The organism is Duganella sp. 1411 (assembly GCF_017833525.1).
Lineage (GTDB): Bacteria > Pseudomonadota > Gammaproteobacteria > Burkholderiales > Burkholderiaceae_D > Rugamonas.
Genome location: NZ_JAFICD010000001.1, coordinates 2,774,021 through 2,792,826, shown reverse-complemented (window position 1 = coordinate 2,792,826; position 18,806 = coordinate 2,774,021). Strand labels below are relative to the sequence as shown.

Annotated in this window: 18 protein-coding genes; 7 read left to right on the top strand and 11 right to left on the bottom strand. The window is 66.9% G+C overall.

What is annotated here, in order from left to right:
- Window positions 1–85: 85 nt before the first annotated feature.
- On the bottom strand, window positions 86–1,024 hold the full coding sequence (locus JOD97_RS11715) for a LysR family transcriptional regulator (protein WP_209716860.1): 939 nt from the start codon (window positions 1,022–1,024) through the stop codon (window positions 86–88).
- Window positions 1,025–1,120: 96 nt separating this feature from the next.
- Here JOD97_RS11715 and JOD97_RS11710 point away from each other — a divergent pair, with 96 nt between their 5' ends.
- Together JOD97_RS11710 and JOD97_RS11705 are read left to right on the top strand one after the other, a co-directional pair.
- Entirely contained in the window at window positions 1,121–1,900 is a 780-nt protein-coding gene (locus JOD97_RS11710) for an NAD(P)H-dependent oxidoreductase (RefSeq protein WP_209716857.1), read from the top strand.
- A 39-nt stretch (window positions 1,901–1,939) separates the two neighbouring features.
- Window positions 1,940–2,158 carry a hypothetical protein gene (locus tag JOD97_RS11705; RefSeq protein WP_209716854.1) on the top strand — a complete coding sequence of 73 codons (219 nt, stop codon included), beginning with the start codon at window positions 1,940–1,942 and terminating at the stop codon, window positions 2,156–2,158.
- A 23-nt stretch (window positions 2,159–2,181) separates the two neighbouring features.
- Here JOD97_RS11705 and JOD97_RS11700 read toward each other — a convergent pair whose 3' ends face one another.
- From JOD97_RS11700 to JOD97_RS11690, 3 genes are all read right to left on the bottom strand, one after another.
- Window positions 2,182–2,397: a BrnA antitoxin family protein gene (locus tag JOD97_RS11700; protein WP_209716851.1), complete on the bottom strand. Its 216-nt coding sequence runs from the start codon at window positions 2,395–2,397 to the stop codon at window positions 2,182–2,184.
- Complete coding sequence (locus tag JOD97_RS11695; protein WP_209716848.1) at window positions 2,387–2,701, bottom strand: type II toxin-antitoxin system RelE/ParE family toxin; 315 nt, start codon at window positions 2,699–2,701, stop codon at window positions 2,387–2,389. Before JOD97_RS11695 ends, JOD97_RS11700 begins: the two co-directional genes overlap by 11 nt.
- A gap of 96 nt (window positions 2,702–2,797) precedes the next feature.
- Window positions 2,798–4,228 (bottom strand): cytochrome P450, encoded by a 1,431-nt coding sequence (locus tag JOD97_RS11690; RefSeq protein ID WP_308937230.1) that lies wholly within the window; start codon window positions 4,226–4,228, stop codon window positions 2,798–2,800.
- 118 nt (window positions 4,229–4,346) lie between these two features.
- Between JOD97_RS11690 and JOD97_RS11685 the strand changes: the two genes are divergently transcribed.
- Complete coding sequence (locus JOD97_RS11685; protein ID WP_209716845.1) at window positions 4,347–5,195, top strand: helix-turn-helix domain-containing protein; 849 nt, start codon at window positions 4,347–4,349, stop codon at window positions 5,193–5,195.
- Window positions 5,196–5,338: 143 nt separating this feature from the next.
- Here the strand turns inward: JOD97_RS11685 and JOD97_RS11680 are convergent, their stop codons facing one another.
- The 3 genes from JOD97_RS11680 to JOD97_RS11670 are packed head-to-tail and all read right to left on the bottom strand — an operon-like array spanning window position 5,339 to window position 7,333.
- Entirely contained in the window at window positions 5,339–6,319 is a 981-nt protein-coding gene (locus tag JOD97_RS11680; protein WP_209717515.1) for a sensor domain-containing diguanylate cyclase, read from the bottom strand.
- Between the two features lie 13 nt (window positions 6,320–6,332).
- On the bottom strand, window positions 6,333–6,959 hold the full coding sequence (locus JOD97_RS11675) for a chemotaxis protein CheC (RefSeq protein ID WP_209716842.1): 627 nt from the start codon (window positions 6,957–6,959) through the stop codon (window positions 6,333–6,335).
- Window positions 6,956–7,333 (bottom strand): response regulator, encoded by a 378-nt coding sequence (locus tag JOD97_RS11670; protein WP_209716839.1) that lies wholly within the window; start codon window positions 7,331–7,333, stop codon window positions 6,956–6,958. Before JOD97_RS11670 ends, JOD97_RS11675 begins: the two co-directional genes overlap by 4 nt.
- A gap of 218 nt (window positions 7,334–7,551) precedes the next feature.
- On the opposite strand from JOD97_RS11670, the gene rpiA reads away from it, so the two are divergent.
- Window positions 7,552–8,229, top strand: coding sequence for a ribose-5-phosphate isomerase RpiA (gene rpiA, locus JOD97_RS11665; protein WP_209716836.1), 678 nt, complete (start codon window positions 7,552–7,554; stop codon window positions 8,227–8,229).
- A 110-nt stretch (window positions 8,230–8,339) separates the two neighbouring features.
- Here rpiA and JOD97_RS11660 read toward each other — a convergent pair whose 3' ends face one another.
- Together JOD97_RS11660 and argA are read right to left on the bottom strand one after the other, a co-directional pair.
- Window positions 8,340–8,612, bottom strand: a complete 273-nt coding sequence (locus JOD97_RS11660) for an oxidative damage protection protein (RefSeq protein ID WP_090315007.1) — start codon at window positions 8,610–8,612, stop codon at window positions 8,340–8,342.
- Between the two features lie 33 nt (window positions 8,613–8,645).
- Window positions 8,646–9,956 (bottom strand): amino-acid N-acetyltransferase, encoded by a 1,311-nt coding sequence (argA, locus tag JOD97_RS11655; RefSeq protein ID WP_209716834.1) that lies wholly within the window; start codon window positions 9,954–9,956, stop codon window positions 8,646–8,648.
- Window positions 9,957–10,010: 54 nt separating this feature from the next.
- On the opposite strand from argA, the gene hrpA reads away from it, so the two are divergent.
- From hrpA to JOD97_RS11640, 3 genes are all read left to right on the top strand, one after another.
- Window positions 10,011–14,252 (top strand): ATP-dependent RNA helicase HrpA, encoded by a 4,242-nt coding sequence (gene hrpA, locus JOD97_RS11650; RefSeq protein ID WP_209716831.1) that lies wholly within the window; start codon window positions 10,011–10,013, stop codon window positions 14,250–14,252.
- Between the two features lie 96 nt (window positions 14,253–14,348).
- Window positions 14,349–15,563: a PHB depolymerase family esterase gene (locus JOD97_RS11645; RefSeq protein ID WP_209716828.1), complete on the top strand. Its 1,215-nt coding sequence runs from the start codon at window positions 14,349–14,351 to the stop codon at window positions 15,561–15,563.
- A 142-nt stretch (window positions 15,564–15,705) separates the two neighbouring features.
- Complete coding sequence (locus JOD97_RS11640; protein WP_209716825.1) at window positions 15,706–16,314, top strand: pyruvate-binding protein; 609 nt, start codon at window positions 15,706–15,708, stop codon at window positions 16,312–16,314.
- Window positions 16,315–16,323: 9 nt separating this feature from the next.
- Here JOD97_RS11640 and JOD97_RS11635 read toward each other — a convergent pair whose 3' ends face one another.
- Window positions 16,324–17,310 carry an alpha/beta fold hydrolase gene (locus JOD97_RS11635; RefSeq protein ID WP_209716822.1) on the bottom strand — a complete coding sequence of 329 codons (987 nt, stop codon included), beginning with the start codon at window positions 17,308–17,310 and terminating at the stop codon, window positions 16,324–16,326.
- Window positions 17,311–17,433: 123 nt separating this feature from the next.
- Complete coding sequence (locus tag JOD97_RS11630; RefSeq protein ID WP_209716820.1) at window positions 17,434–18,714, bottom strand: putative Na+/H+ antiporter; 1,281 nt, start codon at window positions 18,712–18,714, stop codon at window positions 17,434–17,436.
- Window positions 18,715–18,806: the final 92 nt, after the last annotated feature.

Genomic DNA, 18,806 nt, shown 5'->3' with positions numbered 1-18,806 from the left:
GCGTTCCGCCTAATCCGCCCTACACTCCGGGGTCAGGTCCACCATTTCTACACGGGCTGAGCTGTAACGCGCGCATCAGCGCCTCCTACAGCCTCGTTCGTGTAGAAATGGTGGACCTGACCCCGTCTTCCAGCACCGATTTCTGGATCTGCTCCCGCAGCCATTGGTGTGCGGGGTCGCGGTGCGAGCGTTCATTCCACAGCATCGCCATTTCGTAGCCGGGCACCTCCACCGGCGGTTCGACCGCTTTGAGCGCGGGATTGCCGCGCACCAGGCGCGCCGGCAGCATCGCCACCAGGTCCGTGCTGTGCAGGACCGATACCATGAACAGGAAGTGCGGCACCGATAGCGTCACCCGGCGCGCCAGCCCCACGCGCGCCAGCGCCGTGTCGGTGACACCGTGGAAGCCGCCGCCGTCGGGCGATATCAGCACGTGCTCCAGCGCGCAGAACTGCTTGAGCGTCGGCCTGCGCCCCAGGCGCGGATGCCCGGCGCGGCCCGCCAGCACGTAACGCTCGGCGAACAGCGTGCGTCGCCGCATTCCGGACGGCGAGCCTTCGCTGGTGTGGAAGGCGAGGTCGATCTCGCCTAGCTCCGCCTGCTTCGCGATGCGCGCCGGGATCATCTCCACCACCGCCAGCCGGGTGCCCGGCGCCGCCGCGCGCAGGCCGGCCAGCGCCGGCAGCAGGATCGTCGATTCGCCGTAGTCGGTCGCGGCGATCCGCCAGGTTTGATCCGCCTTGGATGGCTCGAACGGATGCGACGGCGATACCGCGCGGCCGAGCGCTTCCAGCGCCTGCCGCAAAGGTTCGCGCAGCGCCTCGGCCCTGGCGGTCGGCTTCATGCCGCGCGGCCCGGGCAGCAGCAGCGGGTCGCCGAAGATGTCGCGCAGTTTGGCCAGATGCACGCTGACCGAGGGCTGGGAGAAGTTCAGTTTGCGCGCCGCGCGAGTGACGTTGTGCTCCGACAGCAGCACGTCGAGCGTCACCAGCAGGTTGAGGTCGAGCCGCCGTAAATTATCCATCGCAATTATCCTGGGTAATACCTGCTATGTTGGGAATTCATTTCCAATATAGCTGATGGAGGCCTACGCTGAGTGCTTTCCATCCAGGAGTTAGTCATGAAAGTCCTTCTCGTCTACGCCCATCCCGAGCCGCTGTCCCTGAACGGCTCCATCAAAACCTTCGCCGTCGAGCGTCTGCAGGCGGCCGGCCACACGGTGCGGGTCTCCGATCTGTATGCGATGAACTGGAAGCCGGCGCTCGACGCCGCCGACAGCCTTGACGGCGCGGCCACCGGCCGTTTCGACGCGTCGCTCGATTCCAAGCGCGCCTTCGAAGGCGGCCGCCAGAGCGCGGACATCGCCCTCGAACAGGAAAAGCTGATGTGGGCCGATACCGTGATCCTGCAGTTTCCGATGTGGTGGTTCTCGATGCCGGCGATTCTGAAGGGCTGGGTCGAACGCGTCTACGCCCACGGTTTCGCCTATGGCGTGGGCGAGCACTCGGACCGGCGCTGGGGCAACCGCTACGGCGAGGGCAATTTGGCCGGCAAGCGCGCGATGCTGATCGTGACCACCGGCGGATGGGAGTCCCACTACAGCGCGCGCGGCATCAACGGGCCGATCGACGACATCCTGTTCCCGATCCAGCATGGCATTTTGTACTATCCTGGCTTCGAGGTGCTGCCGCCGTTCGTGGTCTACCGCACCAGCCGGGTCGACCAGGCGCGCTTCGAGACGATCAGCGAGGAGCTGGGGCGGCGCCTCGACACGCTGGAGACGGCCGCGCCGATCGCCTTCCGTCCGCAGAACGGTGGCGCCTACGACATCCCGCAGCTGACTTTGCGCGACGACGTGGCGCCCGGCCTAATCGGCTTCGCCGCGCACCGGAAGGCGTAGCGCGGACTATACTAAGAAAAACGGAAAGGGAGCGAAGGCATGAAGGAACTGCGTTTCAACGTATTCGGGCGGCTGGTGGCGATCCATGGCGAGGCCGGCGCGCGGCGCGCTTTTGACCTCGGCGCCGAGGGCAAGCGCCGCCCGGCGGACTTCATCGTCCCGGACGATGTCGCCGACGACGAACTATGCGAATACCTGTTCGACCTGTTTCACGAGGACGCGACGCCACGCAACAACACCGTCACCCGGGTGCTCTGACGCGTCCTTTGGCTGTGACATCTCTAGACGGAAGCATTGCTTAAAACTTCCGCCATCCGGATTTGCCAGTCTGGCCCCGTTGCTTTCCAGCGGTCGATCACCGCCTTTGGCAGTTGCAAGGAGATTTCCATCGTTGCCGATGGCGTATCGATGACTGTGACCCGCGCGGCGTCTCCGGCGCGCATTTGTTTGACCGATTCCAGTAGGTCTCGTTGAAACTGATCTTTTTCAGAGGACATCTTCAATTCCTTTCCGCAGCTCCGACAAAAAGGCCGCCGGCAAGGTATCCAACTTGGCTTTGGTATAGGCAATCAGCAGCCAAATAATTTCGTTGGAAGCACAAAAATAAATAACCCTCGCGCCGCCGCGTTTGCCCTGGCCTTTCGCTGGCCAGCGTACCTTGCGACAACCGCCGCTTCCGGTTATCAGATCCCCCGCTGTCGGATTCTCTGCGATCCAGGAAATGAATTCCATCAATTCCTCTTCGCTCCAAATTTCGGCGGCGTACCGGCGGAAAACCTTGGTTTCAGCGACGGTGCGCATAGGACGATTCTACGCGCAAAAAAACGTGATCCGCAAAATTTCCCATCTGTACCTCCATGCGCTTTGGTTAGTCATGGAATGGTATGTTGAAGATGGTTAGAGTGTATTGATCCGCCCGAGCCGCATGCGTAATCCCACCGGCGACATGGTAAACCCCATCAACTCCTGCGGTTCCGCGCCGTCGGCGGTGTCGATCGACAGCAGGTCGAAGCTGCTCAGCAGCATGGCGCTGGCCAGTTTGATCTCCAGCAGCGCCAGATAGCGCCCCGGGCAGGTGCGCACGCCGGCGCCGAACGGCATCGACAGGTGCTTGCCGACCGCGCCGTCGCCGCCGCGCAGCCAGCGTTCCGGCTCGAAGTCGCCGGCGCGCGCCACGTGCGCCTCGTCGACGCTGTCGTTGCGCATCACGCACCAGACCAAGCCGCCCTTGGGGATGCGCACGTCGCCGATCACGCTGTCGCGCAAGGCTTCCAGCGGTATGAACGGCGCCACCGGCTTGAGCCGCATCGCCTCCTGCGCGCAGGCGTCCAGGTAATCGAGGCCGTCCATCTGCCCGATCGTGAACGCCGCCGGGTCGGGCGCCACCCGCGCCACCTCGTCGCGCGCCTTGCGCAGCGCTTCCGGGTTTTGCCACAGCAGGTGCAGCATCCACGCCAGCGTGTGGCTGGTGGTGTCCTCGCCGGCCAGCAGCATCGTCATGACGTTGCCGGCGATGATGCGGTCGTCGATGCCGTTGCCGTCCTGGTCGGCCGCGCAGATCATCGCCTCGAGCAAATGGGCGGGACGCTCGCGCCGCGCCGGCTCGGCGGCCAGCCGCGCGCGCGCCGACGCGATGAGCGCGTCGATCGAGCCGTTGAGCGCGGCCACGCTGGCGTCGAGCCGCCGGTCTTGCGGCAGGCGCACGTAGCGCCAGTACGGGAACAACGCGATCGTGCGGCGCGCCACCGCCGGCAGGATGATGTCCAAGTGGCGCTGGATGACGTCCTCGCCGCCGTCGATGGTGTTGACGTCGGTGCCGAACGCCAGCCCGGCGATCACGTCGACGCTGAAGCGTTTCAGGTCTTCGGTCAGGTCGATCGCGTGGCCGCCGGCGGCGGCGCGCCGCCAGTGTTCGCGCAGGCGCAAGGTCACCCCCACCAGCGCCGGGAAGTAGGCCTTGACCGCGTGCGGCGACAGCGCCGCCATCACCATGCGGCGCTGCTCGCGCCAGGCCGCGCCCTCGGCCACGAACACGCCGGGACGCCCGCCCATCTCCTCGCCCACGTCGCTGGTGATCGCGGGCCGGCGAAAGCCCTCGGGGCGGTCGCGCAGCGCCGCGCCGACCAGCTCATGGCTGGCCAGCACCACGATGTCGGTGCGGCCGAAGCGGATCTTGAACAGCGGGCCGTATTGGCGGCTCCAGGCTTCGACATCCTGGTGGATGCGCAGCGGCCTGACCTGCGGCAGGTTGCCGAGCAGCGGCCATGGGGCCGGGCCGGGCAGCTCGTCGATCCCGCGCGTGGCAAGTTGCAAGGTATTCTCCATCATGGCGTTCTCCGATCTTCGCACACTAACGATACCCCACTATGCCCCGGCGCCGCGGCCGCGTATTGAACGTTTGCGACATCGCCGCGCGGCCGCCGCGCTTTGAGTATAAACTTGGGCGATGTCCAACACCGTCCCCGCTCCGACCCGCCTGATCGCGCCGCCGCTCGCGCTGGCCTCGTGCGTGCGCGCCTATGTCACTCGCAGCACGGTGGAGGCACCGCTGGCGGACGCCGACGACCGTTTCAACCATTTTCCCGCCACGCCGCTGTGCTCCATCAGTTTTTATATCGAAGGCGAGGCAGAGCTGGTGGTGCCGGCGGAGCCGGTCATAGAGCCGACCCGCGCGGTGTTTTGCGGTCCGCAAACGCGGCCCATGCTGACCTATAACCCCGGCCCGGTACGGTTGTTCATGGTCTTGTTCTATCCGCAGGCGCTGCACGCGCTCAGCGCGATCGACGTCGCCGCCTGGGTCGACCGCTACGCCTCGGTGGAGCAGGCGCTCGGCCCGCGCTGGGCCGAACTGGCCGACGCGGTGCTGGCCGCCGCCGACGACGAGGCGCGCCTGGCGGTGCTGGAGGCGTTCTTGCAACCGCTGTGGCAGGCCACGCGGCCGGCCGGCGTGGCCGATATGGCGCGCGATTGGGTGCGCCATCTGGCCTGGCAGGCCGCCGGTAGCACGCTGGCGCGCGGCGCGCGCACCATCGAGCGGCGCATCAAGGCGCGCGCCGGCCAGCCGCTGCGCGTGCTGCTGCGCCGTCAGCGCGCGGAGCAGTCGTTTTTCGATGCGCGCGACGCTTATTTGGCCGGCACCGTGGTGTGGTCGGACGTGGCCGCGCGCGGCGGTTATTCGGACCAGGCGCATTTCTGCCGCGAGGCGCGCGAGGTTACCGGTCATACGCCGGTGGAGCTGGCGCGCGCGCTGGCGTCGGGCGATGAGCGGTATTGGATTTATCGTATTTGGATGTGATGCTGTTGGCGGCGCTTGGCGGATTACGGCGTTCCGCCTCTCTAGGCCTACCGGCAGGTAGGCCGTGCCATCGATGTGCCCCCGGGGCGGATTGGCGGGCATTGCCCGCTAATCCGCCCTACGTGGATCCTTGGCGCGCTTGCTTATGGCTCTTGCGCGGCGCTGCGGTTGCGGCCCTGGTGCTTGGCCTGGTAGAGCGCGCGGTCGGCCGCGCCGATCAGTGCCGCGGCGTCGGCCGGCGCTTCCACCCGCTGCGACGTGACGCCGATGCTGACCGTGACGTAGGGCTCGGCGCCGCCGCTGCGCTCGTGCGGAATGGCCAGCTCCCGCACGCGCGCGCGCAAGGTCTCCGCGATCCGGCCGGCCTGGCCGATGTCGAGCTCCGGCAGGATGACGGCGAACTCCTCGCCGCCGTAGCGCGCCATCAGGTCGCACGGGCGCTTGAGCATGCCGGCCAGCCCGGCGGCCACCGCGATCAGGCACTGGTCGCCCTTCTGGTGGCCGTAGTGGTCGTTGTAGGCCTTGAAATGGTCGATGTCGATCATCAGCAGCGACAGCGCGGTGCCGGCCCGCTTGGCGCGGCGGTGTTCCTTTTCCAGCGCGACGTCGAAATGGCGGCGGTTGGCGATGCCGGTCAGGCCGTCGGCGAAGGTTTGCGAGCGCAGCACCATGGCTTGCTCGCGCAGCAGCTTCTCGCGCCCGACGGCGACGCTGACGTCGCTGATCTGGATCAGGCAGTGGCGCGCCGCGCCGTCGACGGCGATCGGCGTCACCTCCACCGCCTGTTGCAGCCGCTCGCCGCGCGCGGCCGCCGCCGCGTTGGCGTGCAGCGCGAACGGCGCCTTGTTCAGGCTTTGCGACAGCACCGACGAGAAGTTGTCGCGCAGCGCCTGCCCGATGGCGGCGTCGACCCGGCCGCCGCGCAGCTCGGGGCAGGCGGCGAAGAAGTCGGCGCCGACCACGCGCTCCGGCGCCAGGCCCGAATACCTGCCCATCCACGCGTTCCACAGCACCACGCGGCCGTCGGCGTCGAGCACGACGGCGCCCAGGTTGACCGCGCCGAGCACCGCGCGCAGCAGGTTGAGCCGGTGCCGGTCGACTCCATCGGGCAGCTTGCTGTCCATGGCGTTCACGGGGTCACGCCTGGCCCATCGCGCGCGCGATGTACTGGTTGATCTGCGCCTTGAGGTCGTGCAGCGCCGACAGGTCGAGCACGAAGGCGACATAGCCCTGGATCTGGTGCTTCTCGAGCACGAAGTCGATGTGCAGCATCAGCACCACGGCCTCGGGCTCGCTGCCGGAGGCGGTCAGGATCTGGTCGCTGGTGCCCACGTGGTATTCGGGCAGCGAACCGTGCAGCTCGCGCTGGAAGATGTTGGCCAGCGTGCCGACGCACGAGTTGAGGATGATGTTGCCGATCTCGCACAGGGCCTCCTGCTCCATGTCGGTCAACTCGGCCAGCGGCACGCTCTCGCCGACCATCAGGCGCACGATCTCGAGGCTTTTATCCTCCGGGAACATCAGGATCGCCTCGGTCTCGAAGGCGCCCTGGTAATGCTGGCTCACGCCGCAGATGCGCTCCGGTTCGGCCACCCGGTGGCCCAGCAGGCGGGCGGCGTCGGCGCGGTTGATGAAGGTGATCGACGGCACCGACATGCGCACCGGTTCGTTGACGATGGCGCTCATCGAGGCGGCCGCCTGGCCGACGCCGATGTTGAAGATCTCGATCAGGGCGTCGTTTTCCAGTTCGGTGAGCTCGATCATGGGCGCGGCGCCTCGAGCGGCGAGAGCAGGCGGGCGATGCGCGCCTCGGTGATCGGTTTTTCGACGAAGCCGATGCCCAGCGCCTCGGCCTTCTCGCGCGTGGCCGACTGCACGTTGGCCGTCAGCAGCGAGATCGGCAAGTCGGGGAATTCGCGCCGCAGCTGCTCGGCGGCGGCGATGCCGCCCATGCCGGGCATGTTGACGTCCATCAGGATCAGGTCGGGCCGCACGTGGCGCGACTTGACCAGCGATTCCTCGCCGGTGCCGGCCTCCTCGACGATCCAGTCGGCGTGCAGGCTGATGATGTATTGGCGCGCCATCAGGCGCGAGACGCGGCTATCGTCGACGATCAACACGGTTTTGGCTTGCGGCATGAAACTCCCCGGACGGACGTTGGATGGGATCTGCTGGCTTCATTCTCGCACAATCGGCGGCGCCGCTGGCGCGCTTCGTGGCGTGCCGGCCGCGCTTGTGCAAGTGTGCGACACCGCGGCGCGATCGATGTTGTCTCTACGCAATTTTTAGCGGAATTCGCCGTCGTCCGGGGGCGATCCGTTAAAATGGCGGTCCTTTTGATAGAAACGGCAACATCATGACCCAAGACGAACTGAAGCAAGCGGTGGCGCGCGCCGCCATCGATTACGTGGTGAAGAACGAGATCATCGGCGTCGGCACCGGCTCGACCGCCAATTTCTTCATCGATGAACTGGCCAAGATCAAGGACAGCATCCAGGGCGCGGTGGCGTCGTCGGAGGCCACCGCGGCCCGCCTGCGCGGCCACGGCATCGCCGTGTTCGACCTGAACGACGTGGCCGAGATCGCCGTCTACATCGACGGCGCCGACGAGATCACCCAGGCCGGCGCCATGATCAAGGGCGGCGGCGCGGCGCTCACGCGCGAGAAGATCGTGGCGTCGGTGTCGAAACGGTTTGTGTGCATCGCCGACGGCTCCAAGCTGGTCGACGTGATGGGCAAGTTCCCGCTGCCGGTGGAGGTGCTGCCGATGGCGCGCGCGGCCGTCACGCGCGAGCTGGCCAAGCTGGGCGGCCAGCCGAAGCTGCGCCTCAAGCCGGGCACGGACGAGGCGTTCATCACCGATAACGGCGGCATGTTGATTGATGTGGCCGGCTTGTCGATCACCGATCCGGTGGCGCTGGAGGCCAAGATCAACCAGATCGTGGGCGTGATCGCGGTGGGCTTGTTTGCCGCGCGCGGCGCCGATGTGTGCCTGCTGGGCACGGCGGAAGGCGTGAAGACGCTGACGTTTTAAAGACAAACCCCCGGCCAAACCGGGGTCGTACGGGGACGCCGAGTCCCCCGGGGGGTACGACCCCACACCCGCGGCCGCCGCGGGCCACGGTGCATCTGGGGGGCTGACGCTTACTCGGTCGGCGGCACGTAACCCATGGCGGCGTCGGCGCCGTCGCCGAAGAAGTGCTTTTCCATCTGCTGCGCCAGATACTTGCGCGCGCGCTGGTCGGCCAGGTTCAGGCGGTTCTCGTTGACCAGCATGGTCTGGTGCTTGAGCCACGCGGCCCACGCCTCCTTCGACACCGACTCATAAATCTTCTTACCCAGCTCGCCCGGATACGGCGGGAAGTCCAGTCCTTCGGCTTCTTTGTTGAGTTTGACGCATTGCACGGTGCGGGCCATCTGTTGCTCCTAAAACTGTCGATAAAACGGTGATTATAAAGATTTAATCAGGACCTGGGATTTGCGCTGCCAGTTATACATGCGCTGGCGGTCCTTGGGCAGCGCGTCGACCGTGGTCGGCACGAAGCCGCGCTTCTGGAACCAGTGCGACGTGCGCGTGGTCAGCACGAACAGCTTGGTCACGCCGATGGCGCGCGCGCGGTTCTCCATGTGCTTCAAAATGCGCTCGCCGTCGCCCTGGGCCTGCACCTCGGGGTTGACGGTCAGGCATGCCATTTCGGCCATTTTCTGCTCCGGGAACGGATACAGCGCGGCGCAGCCGAAGATCACGCCGTCGTGCTCGATGACGGAGAAATAGTCGATCTCGCGCTCGATCAGCTCGCGCCCGCGCTTGACCAGCGTGCCGTCTGCCTCGAGCGGCTCGATCAGCTTGATGATGCCGCCGACGTCCTCGATGGTGGCCTTGCGCAGCGATTCGAGGTTCTCGTGCGAGATCATGGTGCCCACGCCGTCGTGGGTGAACAGCTCGAGCAGCGCCGAGCCGTCCATCGCGAACGGCACGATGTGCGAGCGTTCGACGCCGTTGTCGCAGGCCTTGACGCAGTGTTTCAGGTAGAACGCGGTGGCGTCGGGCAGGAAGCCGGCTTGCAGCACGGCCTCGGCCTGGTGCGACGACAGCTCGCGGATCTCGACGCCGGCGGCGTCGACCATCATGTCGGTCTCGGTGATGAACACCAGCTTGTCGGCGTGCAGCGCGATGGCGGCGCTGCAGGCGACATCCTCCATCGTCAGGTTGAACGCCTCGCCGGTGGGCGAGAAGCCCAGCGGCGACAGCAGCACCAGGCCGTCGGAGCCGAGGATCGAGTGGATCGTCTCGGCGTCGACCTTGCGGGTGACGCCGGTCAGCTCGAGGTCGACGCCGTCGATGACGCCGAGCGGGCGGGCCGTGATGAAGTTGCCGGAAATGATACGGATCGCCGCGTTCGACATCGGCGTGTTGGGCAAGCCCTGGCTGAAGGCGGCCTCGATGTCGAGGCGCAGCTCGCCGGCGGCCTCCTTTGCGCACTCCATGGCGGCCGTGTCGGTGATGCGCACGCCGTTGTGGAAGCGGCCCTCGACGTTGCGCAGCGCCAGTTGCTCGGCCACCTGCGGGCGCGAGCCGTAGACGACGGTGACGTTGATGTCGAGCGCGTGCAGCAGCGACAGGTCGTGGGCCAGCACCTGCAGCGCGCCGGCGCTGACCAGTTCACCGGGGAAGGCGACGACGAAGGTCTTGCCGCGGAAGGCGTGGATGTACGGCGCGACGGAACGCAGCCATTGGACGAATTGGGTAGGGTTTTCCATTAGCCGCATTATAATTCGGTGCGCGAGTTCCGCGCTCCAATCTTGTAAAAAACAATGTCAGAAGCCAGCAATAAACCGAAAACCGCCGCCAACCGCCCGTCCAGCCCCTCTGGCAAGCCCCGCAGCCCGCAAAACGCCCCGTCCCGCACGCCGCCAGCGCCCGGCGGCCGGCAGGGGCAGGGCCAGCCACGTCCGCAGGGAGAGGCTCGCCAGAGCACCCAGCCGGGGCAGGGCGGGCGTCCGCAGCAGGCCCGCGCGCCGCGCCCGGACGGCGAGGGCGGTTCGCGCGCCCAGCCGCGCCGCGAGCCCAAGCCGCGTCTGACACCCGAGGAGCAGGCCGCGCGCGAGGCCGAGCGGGCGTTCCGCAACCCGCTGCCGCCGATTACCTTCCCCGAGGACCTGCCGGTCTCCGGCCGCCGCCACGAGATCGCCGAGGCGCTGCAAAAGCACCAGGTGATCATCGTCTCGGGCGAAACCGGCTCCGGCAAGACCACCCAGCTGCCGAAAATCTGCCTGGAGCTGGGACGCGGCCAAAAGGGCCTGATCGGCCACACGCAGCCGCGCCGCATCGCCGCCTCGTCCACCGCCAAGCGCATCGCCCAGGAGCTGGGCACGCCGCTGGGCGAGACGGTCGGCTTCAAGGTGCGCTTCGCCGACACCCTGATGAAGGGCGCCTCGGTCAAGCTGATGACCGACGGTATCCTGCTGGCCGAGACCCAGACCGACCCGCTGCTCAAGACCTACGACACCATCATCATCGACGAGGCCCACGAGCGCAGCCTGAACATCGACTTCCTGCTCGGCTACCTGAAACAGCTGCTACCGCGCCGCCCGGACCTGAAGGTGATCATCACCTCGGCCACCATCGACGCCGAGCGCTTTTCGCGCCACTTCGGCACGCCGGAGAAACCGGCGCCGGTGATCGAGGTCTCCGGCCGCCTGTATAAAGTGGAGGTGCGCTACCGGCCGATCGAGAGCGACGTCCAGCGGGTGGGCAACGCGGCGGCCATCGCCAACGCCGAGGGCAAGGGCCAGCGCACCGCCGCCGCCCGCGAAAAGCGCGACCTGATGGACGCGGTGATCGACGGCGTCGATGAACTGAGCCGCCTGGGCTCGGGCGACGTGCTGGTGTTCCTGCCCGGCGAGCGCGAGATCCGCGACGCCGCCGAGGCGCTGCGCAAGCACCATCCGCCGCACGTGGAGATCCTGCCGCTGTTCGCCCGCCTGTCGGCCGAGGAGCAGGAGCGCGTGTTCAAGCTGACCAACGCGCGCCGCATCGTGCTGGCCACCAACGTCGCCGAAACCTCGCTGACGGTGCCCGGCATCCGCTACGTGGTCGACGCCGGCCTGGCGCGCGTCAAGCGCTACAGCTACCGCAACAAGGTCGAGCAGCTGCAGATCGAGCCGATCGCGCAATCGGCCGCCAACCAGCGCGCCGGCCGCTGCGGCCGCGTCGCCGACGGCGTCTGCATCCGCTTGTACGAGGAGCAGGACTTCCTGCAGCGGCCCAAGTTCACGGAACCGGAGATCCTGCGCTCGTCGCTGGCCGCCGTCATCCTGCGCATGAAGTCCCTGCACCTGACCGACGTCGAGACCTTCCCGTTCATCGAGCCGCCGCTGGCGCGCGCCATCGCCGACGGCTACCAGCTGCTGCAGGAACTGGGCGCGGTCGACGAATACAACCAGCTCACGCCCCTGGGCAACAAGCTGGCCAAGCTGCCGCTGGACCCGCGCGTGGGCCGCATGATCCTCGCCGCGCTGGACAACGTCTGCCTGAACGAGGTGCTGATCATCGCCTCGGCCTTGTCGGTGCAGGACCCGCGCGACCGCCCGATGGAGCACCAGCAGGCGGCCGACGAGGCGCACAAGAAGTTCGCCGACGAGCGCTCCGAATTCCTCAGTTACATCAAGATCTGGCAGTGGTTCGAGAACGCCATCGAGCATAAGAAGACCAACCGCCAGCTGATGGACAACTGCCGCACCAACTTCCTGTCGCAACTGCGCCTGCGCGAGTGGCGCGACGTGCACTCGCAGCTGCTGACCATCGTCAAGGAGCAGGGCTGGCGCGTCAACGAGACGCCGGCCACCTACGAGAACCTGCACCTGGCGCTGCTGACCGGCCTGCTGGGCAACATCGGCTTCAAGAGCGAGGACGAGCCGGGCGCCGGCTACCTGGGCGCGCGCGGCATCAAGTTCAACATCTGGCCCGGTTCCTCGCTGCTGAAAAAGCCGGGCAAGTGGATCATGGCGGCCGAACTGGTCGACACCACGCGCCTGTACGCGCGCTGCGTCGCCCGCATCGAGCCGGAATGGCTGGAGAAGGTCGGCGGCCACCTGCTGAAAAAATCGTGGGGCGAGCCGCGCTGGGAAAAACGCACGGCGCAGGTCAGCGCGTCCGAGCGCGCCACCCTGTACGGGCTGGTGGTGTACAGCCAGCGCCGCATCAACTACGCGCTGCACAACCCGGCCGAGGCGCGCGAGATCTTCATCCGCGACGCGCTGGTCGGCGGCGATTACGACACCCGCGCGCCGTTCTTCGCCCACAACCACAAGTTGATCAAGGAGATCGAGAACCTCGAGCACAAGTCGCGCCGCCTCGACGTGCTGGTCGACGATGAGCTGATCGCCGCCTTCTACGACAAGCTGATCCCGGCCGACGTGGTCAACGGCGCCGGTTTCGAGAAGTGGCACAAGGACGCCACGGCGGCCGAGCCGAAGCTGCTGTACCTGAACCGCGACGAATTGATGCGCCACGAGGCGGCCGGCGTCACCACCGACCTGTTCCCGAAGACGATGTCGGTGACGGGGCTGGAAATGGCGCTGACCTACCACTTCGAACCGGGCAGCGTGCGTGACGGCGTGACGATGGCCGTGCCGCTGTTCGCGCTCAACCAGCTGCCGCGCGAGCGCTGCGAGTGGCTGGTGCCGGGCATGCTGAAGGAGAAGGTGCACCTGCTGCTCAAGTCCTTGCCGCAAAAGCTGCGCCGCCATTGCGTGCCGCTGCCCGACTACGCGGCCAAGTTCTGCGAGCGGGTCCACGAGGCGGGCACCTTCGGCCGGGGCGATTTGATCGACGCGATCATCGCCGACATCCGCTCGCAAATCACCATCTCGGTGCTGAGCACCGACTTCAAGCCGGAGACGCTGCCGGCCCACCACTTCATGAACTTCAAGGTGATCGACGAACACGGTCGCCAGTTGGAGATGGGCCGCAACCTGGCCACGCTGCAGGCCGAATTCGGCGCGCAGGCGCGCGAGAGCTTCCAGAAGATGGCCGAGACCTCGGGCACGCAAGGGGTGACCTTGCGCGCGCTGGGCACCGGGGGCGCCGCGCCGTCGGCATCGGCGGCGCCGTCGCGCTCCGCCGGCGGCAACGCCGGGGCGGTGTCGGCGTCCGGCAAGGGCGGCGCGCCCAAGGAAGCGGCCAGCGCCACCAGCGGCATCACCTTGACGGGCCTGACCAGTTGGACCTTCGGCGAGCTGCCGGAGCTGCTCGAGATCGTCCAGGGCAAGCTGACCCTGATCGGCTTCCCGGCGCTGGTCGACAAGGGCACGCACTGCGACCTGGAGGTGTTCGACGACCCGACGGTGGCGGCGCGCACGCACCGGATCGGCCTGCGCCGGCTGTTCGCGCTGCAGATGAAGGACCAGATCAAGTTCATTGAAAAGGGCATCCCCGGCCTGCAGCAGATGGGCATGCAGTTCATGAGCATGGGCACGCAGGAGGAACTGCGCGAACAGATCATCAACAAGGCGCTCGACATCGCCTGCCTGCAAGATCCGTTGCCGGTCGACGCCGCCGGTTTCGCCAAGCGCAAGGACGAGGGCAAGTCGCGCCTGGTGCTGCTGGTGAACGAGATCGCACGGCTGCTGTCGCAGGTGCTGACCGAGTTCCACGGGCTGCCCAAGCGGCTGCAGGGGCTGCCGGCGGCGGCGGCGGCCGACATGCAAAGCCAGTTGCAGGCGCTGGTCAACAAGCGCTTCCTGTCCGACAACGACTACAGCCAGCTGGCGCACTTCCCGCGCTATCTGAAGGCGATCAACGTGCGCATCGAAAAGCTGCGCGGCGACCCCGCGCGCGACGCCAAGCTGATGGCCGAATGGCAGACGGCGGCGGCGCCTTACCAGCGCGTCAACAAGGACAAATCGGCCGGCAAGAACACCGATCCGAAGATGGTCGAGTTCCGCTGGATGCTGGAGGAGTTGCGCGTGTCGCTGTTCGCCCAGGAGCTGCGCACGCCGATGCCGGTGTCGGCCAAGCGGCTGCAAAAAGTGTGGGAATCGATGTTGCGCTGATGCCGCCGATGGCGCCGATGTTGCGTTAAGCGCGTTGGCGAACGCAGGCGGAAGGGCGTTTCGGGGTAGACTTTATGGCAACAGGAGGTCTATCCAATGAAGAGTGCCGCTGGTTTGCTGCGTAGTCTGGTTCGTACCGGCACACGACAGAGTAAATCCGTCAACAAGCTGATGACGGCGCTGTTCAAGGCCGCCACGCCGCCCGCGCCCAAGCGCAAGCGGGCGCCGGCGGCCAAGGTGGCCAAGGTGGCCAAACCCGCCGCCAAAAAGGGGGCGGACCCCGTACGGGGTCCGACCCCGAAACCCGCGACCCGGGCGATCCCGGGCGCCGGGGTGCAACGTGCGGCCCGCGCCGCCAAACCCGCCCCGCCCGCGTCCCACGTCCCACCGGCGCCCGGCAAATGGCTGGCGTCGCACTACCCGGTGCCGGCCGGGGTCGGCAAGCCGGCGCAGCGCATGAGCTACTGGCTCTACCTTCCCAATCAGATAACCGAGCAGGCGGCGCGCAAGGGCTTGCCGCTGGTGGTCATGCTGCACGGCTGCCAGCAGACCGCCACCCAGTTCGCGCAGGGCACGCGGATGAACCATTGGGCCGAGCGGATGGGCTGCGCGGTGCTCTATCCGCAGCAACCGGTCAGCTCGCACGCGCAGCGCTGCTGGAAGTGGTACGACCGCGCCACGCAGGAGGGCGGCGGCGACGTGCCGGTCATCGTCGGCATGATCCACAAGGTCATGACCGAGTACGGGATCGACCGCTCGCGCGTCTACATCGCCGGCATTTCGGCGGGGGCCGGCATGGCCAACATCGTCGCGCTCAACCACCCGCGATTGTTCGCCGCCGTCGGCATGCATTCGGGCCCCGTCTACGGCGCCGGCCACAGCACGATGGGCGCGTTGGGCGTCATGCAGCACGGCGGCGGCGTGCGCGCCGACATGGCGGTGCGGGAGGTGATGGCGCGCCAGCCGCATTTCCCCGGCATGCCGACGATCCTGATCCAGGGCGAGGGCGACAGCGTGGTGCGCCCCATCAATCAAGCCCAGCTGGCGAGACAAAGCATGGCGCTGAACGGCCTCGGCGCGGTGGCCGAGCCGAAGATCACGCAGCGGGCGCAGGGGCGGGGCGGGCGCCACAACGCCCACCGCATCCACGATTTCTACGCCGGCCGCAAGCTGCTGCTGCGGGTGGCCCGCATCGAGCAACTGGATCACGCGTGGAGCGGCGGCGACGAAGCGCTGGCCTACAACGCCAAGGCCGGCCCGGACGCCAGCAAGATGATGATGGAGTTTTTCGCCCGCCACCACCGCGTCTAACAAAACGATGAAAACAACACAAAAAGTTGTTTTGGGTTCATTTTAGTTATTTTATTGAAATAATAGTTTCCTTTCGGTACAATGATTCTGTGGTCGCCACCGCGCTCATATTGTCATGTTGTTAAAAACCATAAGGATGCCAATGTCTATTCGCAATTTCGCCGCCGCTGCCGCCTTGCTCGGCGCCACCGTTTCCGCCCACGCCGCCATCACTGTTTTCTCGGATAATTTCGATGCGGATAAGACGACCAACAACGCCACCCAGTTCGTCCACGGCTGGACCGTGAGCAACGGCACCGTCGACGTCGACGGCACCGGTTTCGTGCACAACGAGATGCCGGGCCACGGCCATTACGTCGACCTCGACGGCTCGACGCTGCGCGCGGGCGTGTTGAGCAATACCTTCACCGCCGGCGCCTGGGGCCTCTATACGTTGAGCTTTGATATCGCCGGCAACCAGCGCAACTGGGGCACGGACACGGTCGAGGTCACGTTCGGCAGCACCCACCAGACCTTCAAGATCGGCCAGTCCGATCCCATCACCACCAAGACGATGACCTTCATGCCGACCACCACCGGCGTCTATAACGTCAGCTTCCACAACCTCGGCGGCGACAACCGCGGCGCCTTCCTGCACCAGGTGACCATCACCGCCGTGCCGGAAACCGATACCTATGCGATGATGCTGGCCGGCCTGGCCTGCGTCGGCCTGGTGGCGCGCCGCCGCAAGCGCCAGGATCCGCCGTTCTGACGCCGTTCCCTAGTCGATCCGCTTGAGCATCTCCAGCACGGCCGCCGTCACGGCGTCCGGCTGCGCGCTTTGGATGTTGTGCGGGGCGCCCGGCACCACCCGTTGCGCGCCCTGGGTCGACAGCGCCGCCAGCTCTTGGTGGATCTTTTCGTTCTCGTCTTCCATCGCCTTGTTCGCCGCGCTTTGCGGCTGGTCCGGGTTCGCGTACGGACTGACGCCGCGCGTGAGCACCAGCAGCGGCAGATCGCCGAACGGCTTGCGCAACGCGCGCAGCTGCGCGTCGCTGGCGTCGAAGCCCCGGTATTCGTTCACCACCGTGCGCCAGTACGAACTCTTCTTCATCGCCGCCAGCACGCGCGGACCGAGCGCCGGGCCGTAAAAGTCCGCCGGATCGCCGATGCACTCGGCCATGCCCTTGCCGCCGGCCTTGAAGCCTTTGGCCGCTTCCTTCAGACACTGCTGGTTGTGTTGCGCCACCATCGCGTAGACTTGCTTGATGAAGCCGCCGGAGGCGCGGTCCGCACGGGCGGTCTCGTCCTCGGTCTGCGGTTCGATCAGCAGCAGTCCTTTGACCTCGTCCGGGTAGCGATAGGCGTAGACCTGGACGTTGGCCCCGCCGAACGAGTTGCCCACCAAGAGGTAAGGCGGTTTGATGCCGGCCGCCGCCAGGCCCTTGTGCAAGTCCTCGACCACGTTTTGCGACGTGTTGGGCCGGCCGGCCGGGTCGCTGAAGCCGTAGCCGGCGCGGTCGAACGTGCATGCGCGGGTGTGCTTGGCCACTTCGGGTTGGACCTTGAACCACGCCCAGCCGGCGTCGCCGGCCTGGCTGTCGAACAGCACCGTGGTCGGGCCGGTGCCGTCGCAGTGCAGATTGAGCTTGCGCCCGCCGATGTCGACCCGCAGTTGCGGTTGGGCGAAGGCGGCGTCGGTGGCCGCCGCCGGCGGCAGGCAGGCGGCGAAGGCGAGCAACATGCCGCCCAGGTGCGTCGTTCTCATGATCGATCCCATCACTAAAGTTTGTCAGGTGACAAGGTTGCACCCGTGAAGTTGAATACTAGAACGATTTTAGTGATTTGGCATCATTTTTTAACAAGGTGGCGTCATGCGCCACCTTGCGGCTCACAGCAGCAGGAAGGCGGCCGCCGCGACGATGGTCGGCGCCAGCGCGCCCAGCAGCAGGCCGACGGCGCCGATCGATTCGTCGTTGAAGCCGCGGCGCAGCAGCGACGCGCCGGCCGGATTGGGCGCGTTGGCGATCACCGTCAGGCCGCCGCCGGCCACGGCGCCGGCCATCAGCATGTATTGCGACTGGGCGGAGATGCCCTGGATGAGCGATCCGAGGTAGGTCAGCGCGGCGTTGTCGGTGATCGCCGTCAGCCCCAGCGCGCCGAAGAACAGCGCCACCGGCGACAGGCTGGCGACGATCGGCTGCAACCACCATTGCTGCATGCCGCCCAGTACCACCAGGCCGGCCAGGAAGAAGCCCACCAGCAAGCCCTCCTTGATGATCAACGGGTTCTGGTAGCGCTGGTAGGCCGACGTGAAGCCGAGGAACAGCATGAACAGGCCGAGGAACAGCACCGGATGGTGGCTGAGCATGACCACGCCGGCCAGGAAGACGAGATGGATCAGGGTCACCGCCAGCGGCACCGGCAGCGCGATGTCGCCGGCGGCGGCGCCGGCCTGCGCGGGGGCCGGCGCGCGCTCGGCCAGCGCCCGCAGGTGCGGACGCAGCAGGAAGCCGACCACGGTGGCGTTGACGCCGACGGCCAGCGCCGCCTTCCAGCCGAAGTGGCTCGCCATATGCAGGGTGTCCCATTGCCAGGTGGCGGCCACCATCAGCACCGGCGGCGCCGCGTACGCGGTCAAGGTGCCGCCGATCGAGACGTTGACGAACAGCACGCCGAGCGCGCCGTATTTGAGCCATTCGGGCATGCCGTCGCGGAACACCAGCGGCGCCAGCATCAGCGCCGCCAGCGTCATCGCGGCCGGCTCGGTGATGAGCGAGCCGGTCAGCGGCACCAGCCCCAGGCCGAACCACGCCAGCGCCAGTTCGGTGCGCACCGGCAGCAGCCGGGCGAGCGCCAGCAGCACCCGCCGCACGATGTCGAGCACCGGGCGGGAGGCCGCCACCACCATGACGGTGAAGACGAACAGCGGCTCGGTGTAGTGGCGCGTCTCGGCGTAGTCGATGGCCTCGCCGGCGCCGTTGAGCAAGGCCATGGCGGCGATCAACACAAACGCCCAGAAGCCGAACACCACCTCGACCTCGCCCAGCAAGTGGAACAGGCCGGCATGGCGCGGGTAGCGGTGCGACAGCACCTCGAACGATTTTGCGGCGAACGTGTGGAGCAGGGCCAGGCCGAACACGACCGCGCCCACCAGTTGTATTGTTTGCAAAATATGTCCCGAAGATTGTTTCTTTGACGCCATGTTACAGCATGCCGCGCGCCAAACATATTGGGCCTTGCCAAAAGCGCAGCGAGATAGTA

Coding starts and splice junctions, on each gene's coding strand:
- JOD97_RS11715 (WP_209716860.1), bottom strand. CDS start 1,024: ATGGATAATTTACGGCGGCTCGACCTCAACCTGCTGGTGACGCTCGAC.
- JOD97_RS11710 (WP_209716857.1), top strand. CDS start 1,121: ATGAAAGTCCTTCTCGTCTACGCCCATCCCGAGCCGCTGTCCCTGAAC.
- JOD97_RS11705 (WP_209716854.1), top strand. CDS start 1,940: ATGAAGGAACTGCGTTTCAACGTATTCGGGCGGCTGGTGGCGATCCAT.
- JOD97_RS11700 (WP_209716851.1), bottom strand. CDS start 2,397: ATGTCCTCTGAAAAAGATCAGTTTCAACGAGACCTACTGGAATCGGTC.
- JOD97_RS11695 (WP_209716848.1), bottom strand. CDS start 2,701: ATGCGCACCGTCGCTGAAACCAAGGTTTTCCGCCGGTACGCCGCCGAA.
- JOD97_RS11690 (WP_308937230.1), bottom strand. CDS start 4,228: ATGATGGAGAATACCTTGCAACTTGCCACGCGCGGGATCGACGAGCTG.
- JOD97_RS11685 (WP_209716845.1), top strand. CDS start 4,347: ATGTCCAACACCGTCCCCGCTCCGACCCGCCTGATCGCGCCGCCGCTC.
- JOD97_RS11680 (WP_209717515.1), bottom strand. CDS start 6,319: ATGGACAGCAAGCTGCCCGATGGAGTCGACCGGCACCGGCTCAACCTG.
- JOD97_RS11675 (WP_209716842.1), bottom strand. CDS start 6,959: ATGATCGAGCTCACCGAACTGGAAAACGACGCCCTGATCGAGATCTTC.
- JOD97_RS11670 (WP_209716839.1), bottom strand. CDS start 7,333: ATGCCGCAAGCCAAAACCGTGTTGATCGTCGACGATAGCCGCGTCTCG.
- rpiA (WP_209716836.1), top strand. CDS start 7,552: ATGACCCAAGACGAACTGAAGCAAGCGGTGGCGCGCGCCGCCATCGAT.
- JOD97_RS11660 (WP_090315007.1), bottom strand. CDS start 8,612: ATGGCCCGCACCGTGCAATGCGTCAAACTCAACAAAGAAGCCGAAGGA.
- argA (WP_209716834.1), bottom strand. CDS start 9,956: ATGGAAAACCCTACCCAATTCGTCCAATGGCTGCGTTCCGTCGCGCCG.
- hrpA (WP_209716831.1), top strand. CDS start 10,011: ATGTCAGAAGCCAGCAATAAACCGAAAACCGCCGCCAACCGCCCGTCC.
- JOD97_RS11645 (WP_209716828.1), top strand. CDS start 14,349: ATGAAGAGTGCCGCTGGTTTGCTGCGTAGTCTGGTTCGTACCGGCACA.
- JOD97_RS11640 (WP_209716825.1), top strand. CDS start 15,706: ATGTCTATTCGCAATTTCGCCGCCGCTGCCGCCTTGCTCGGCGCCACC.
- JOD97_RS11635 (WP_209716822.1), bottom strand. CDS start 17,310: ATGAGAACGACGCACCTGGGCGGCATGTTGCTCGCCTTCGCCGCCTGC.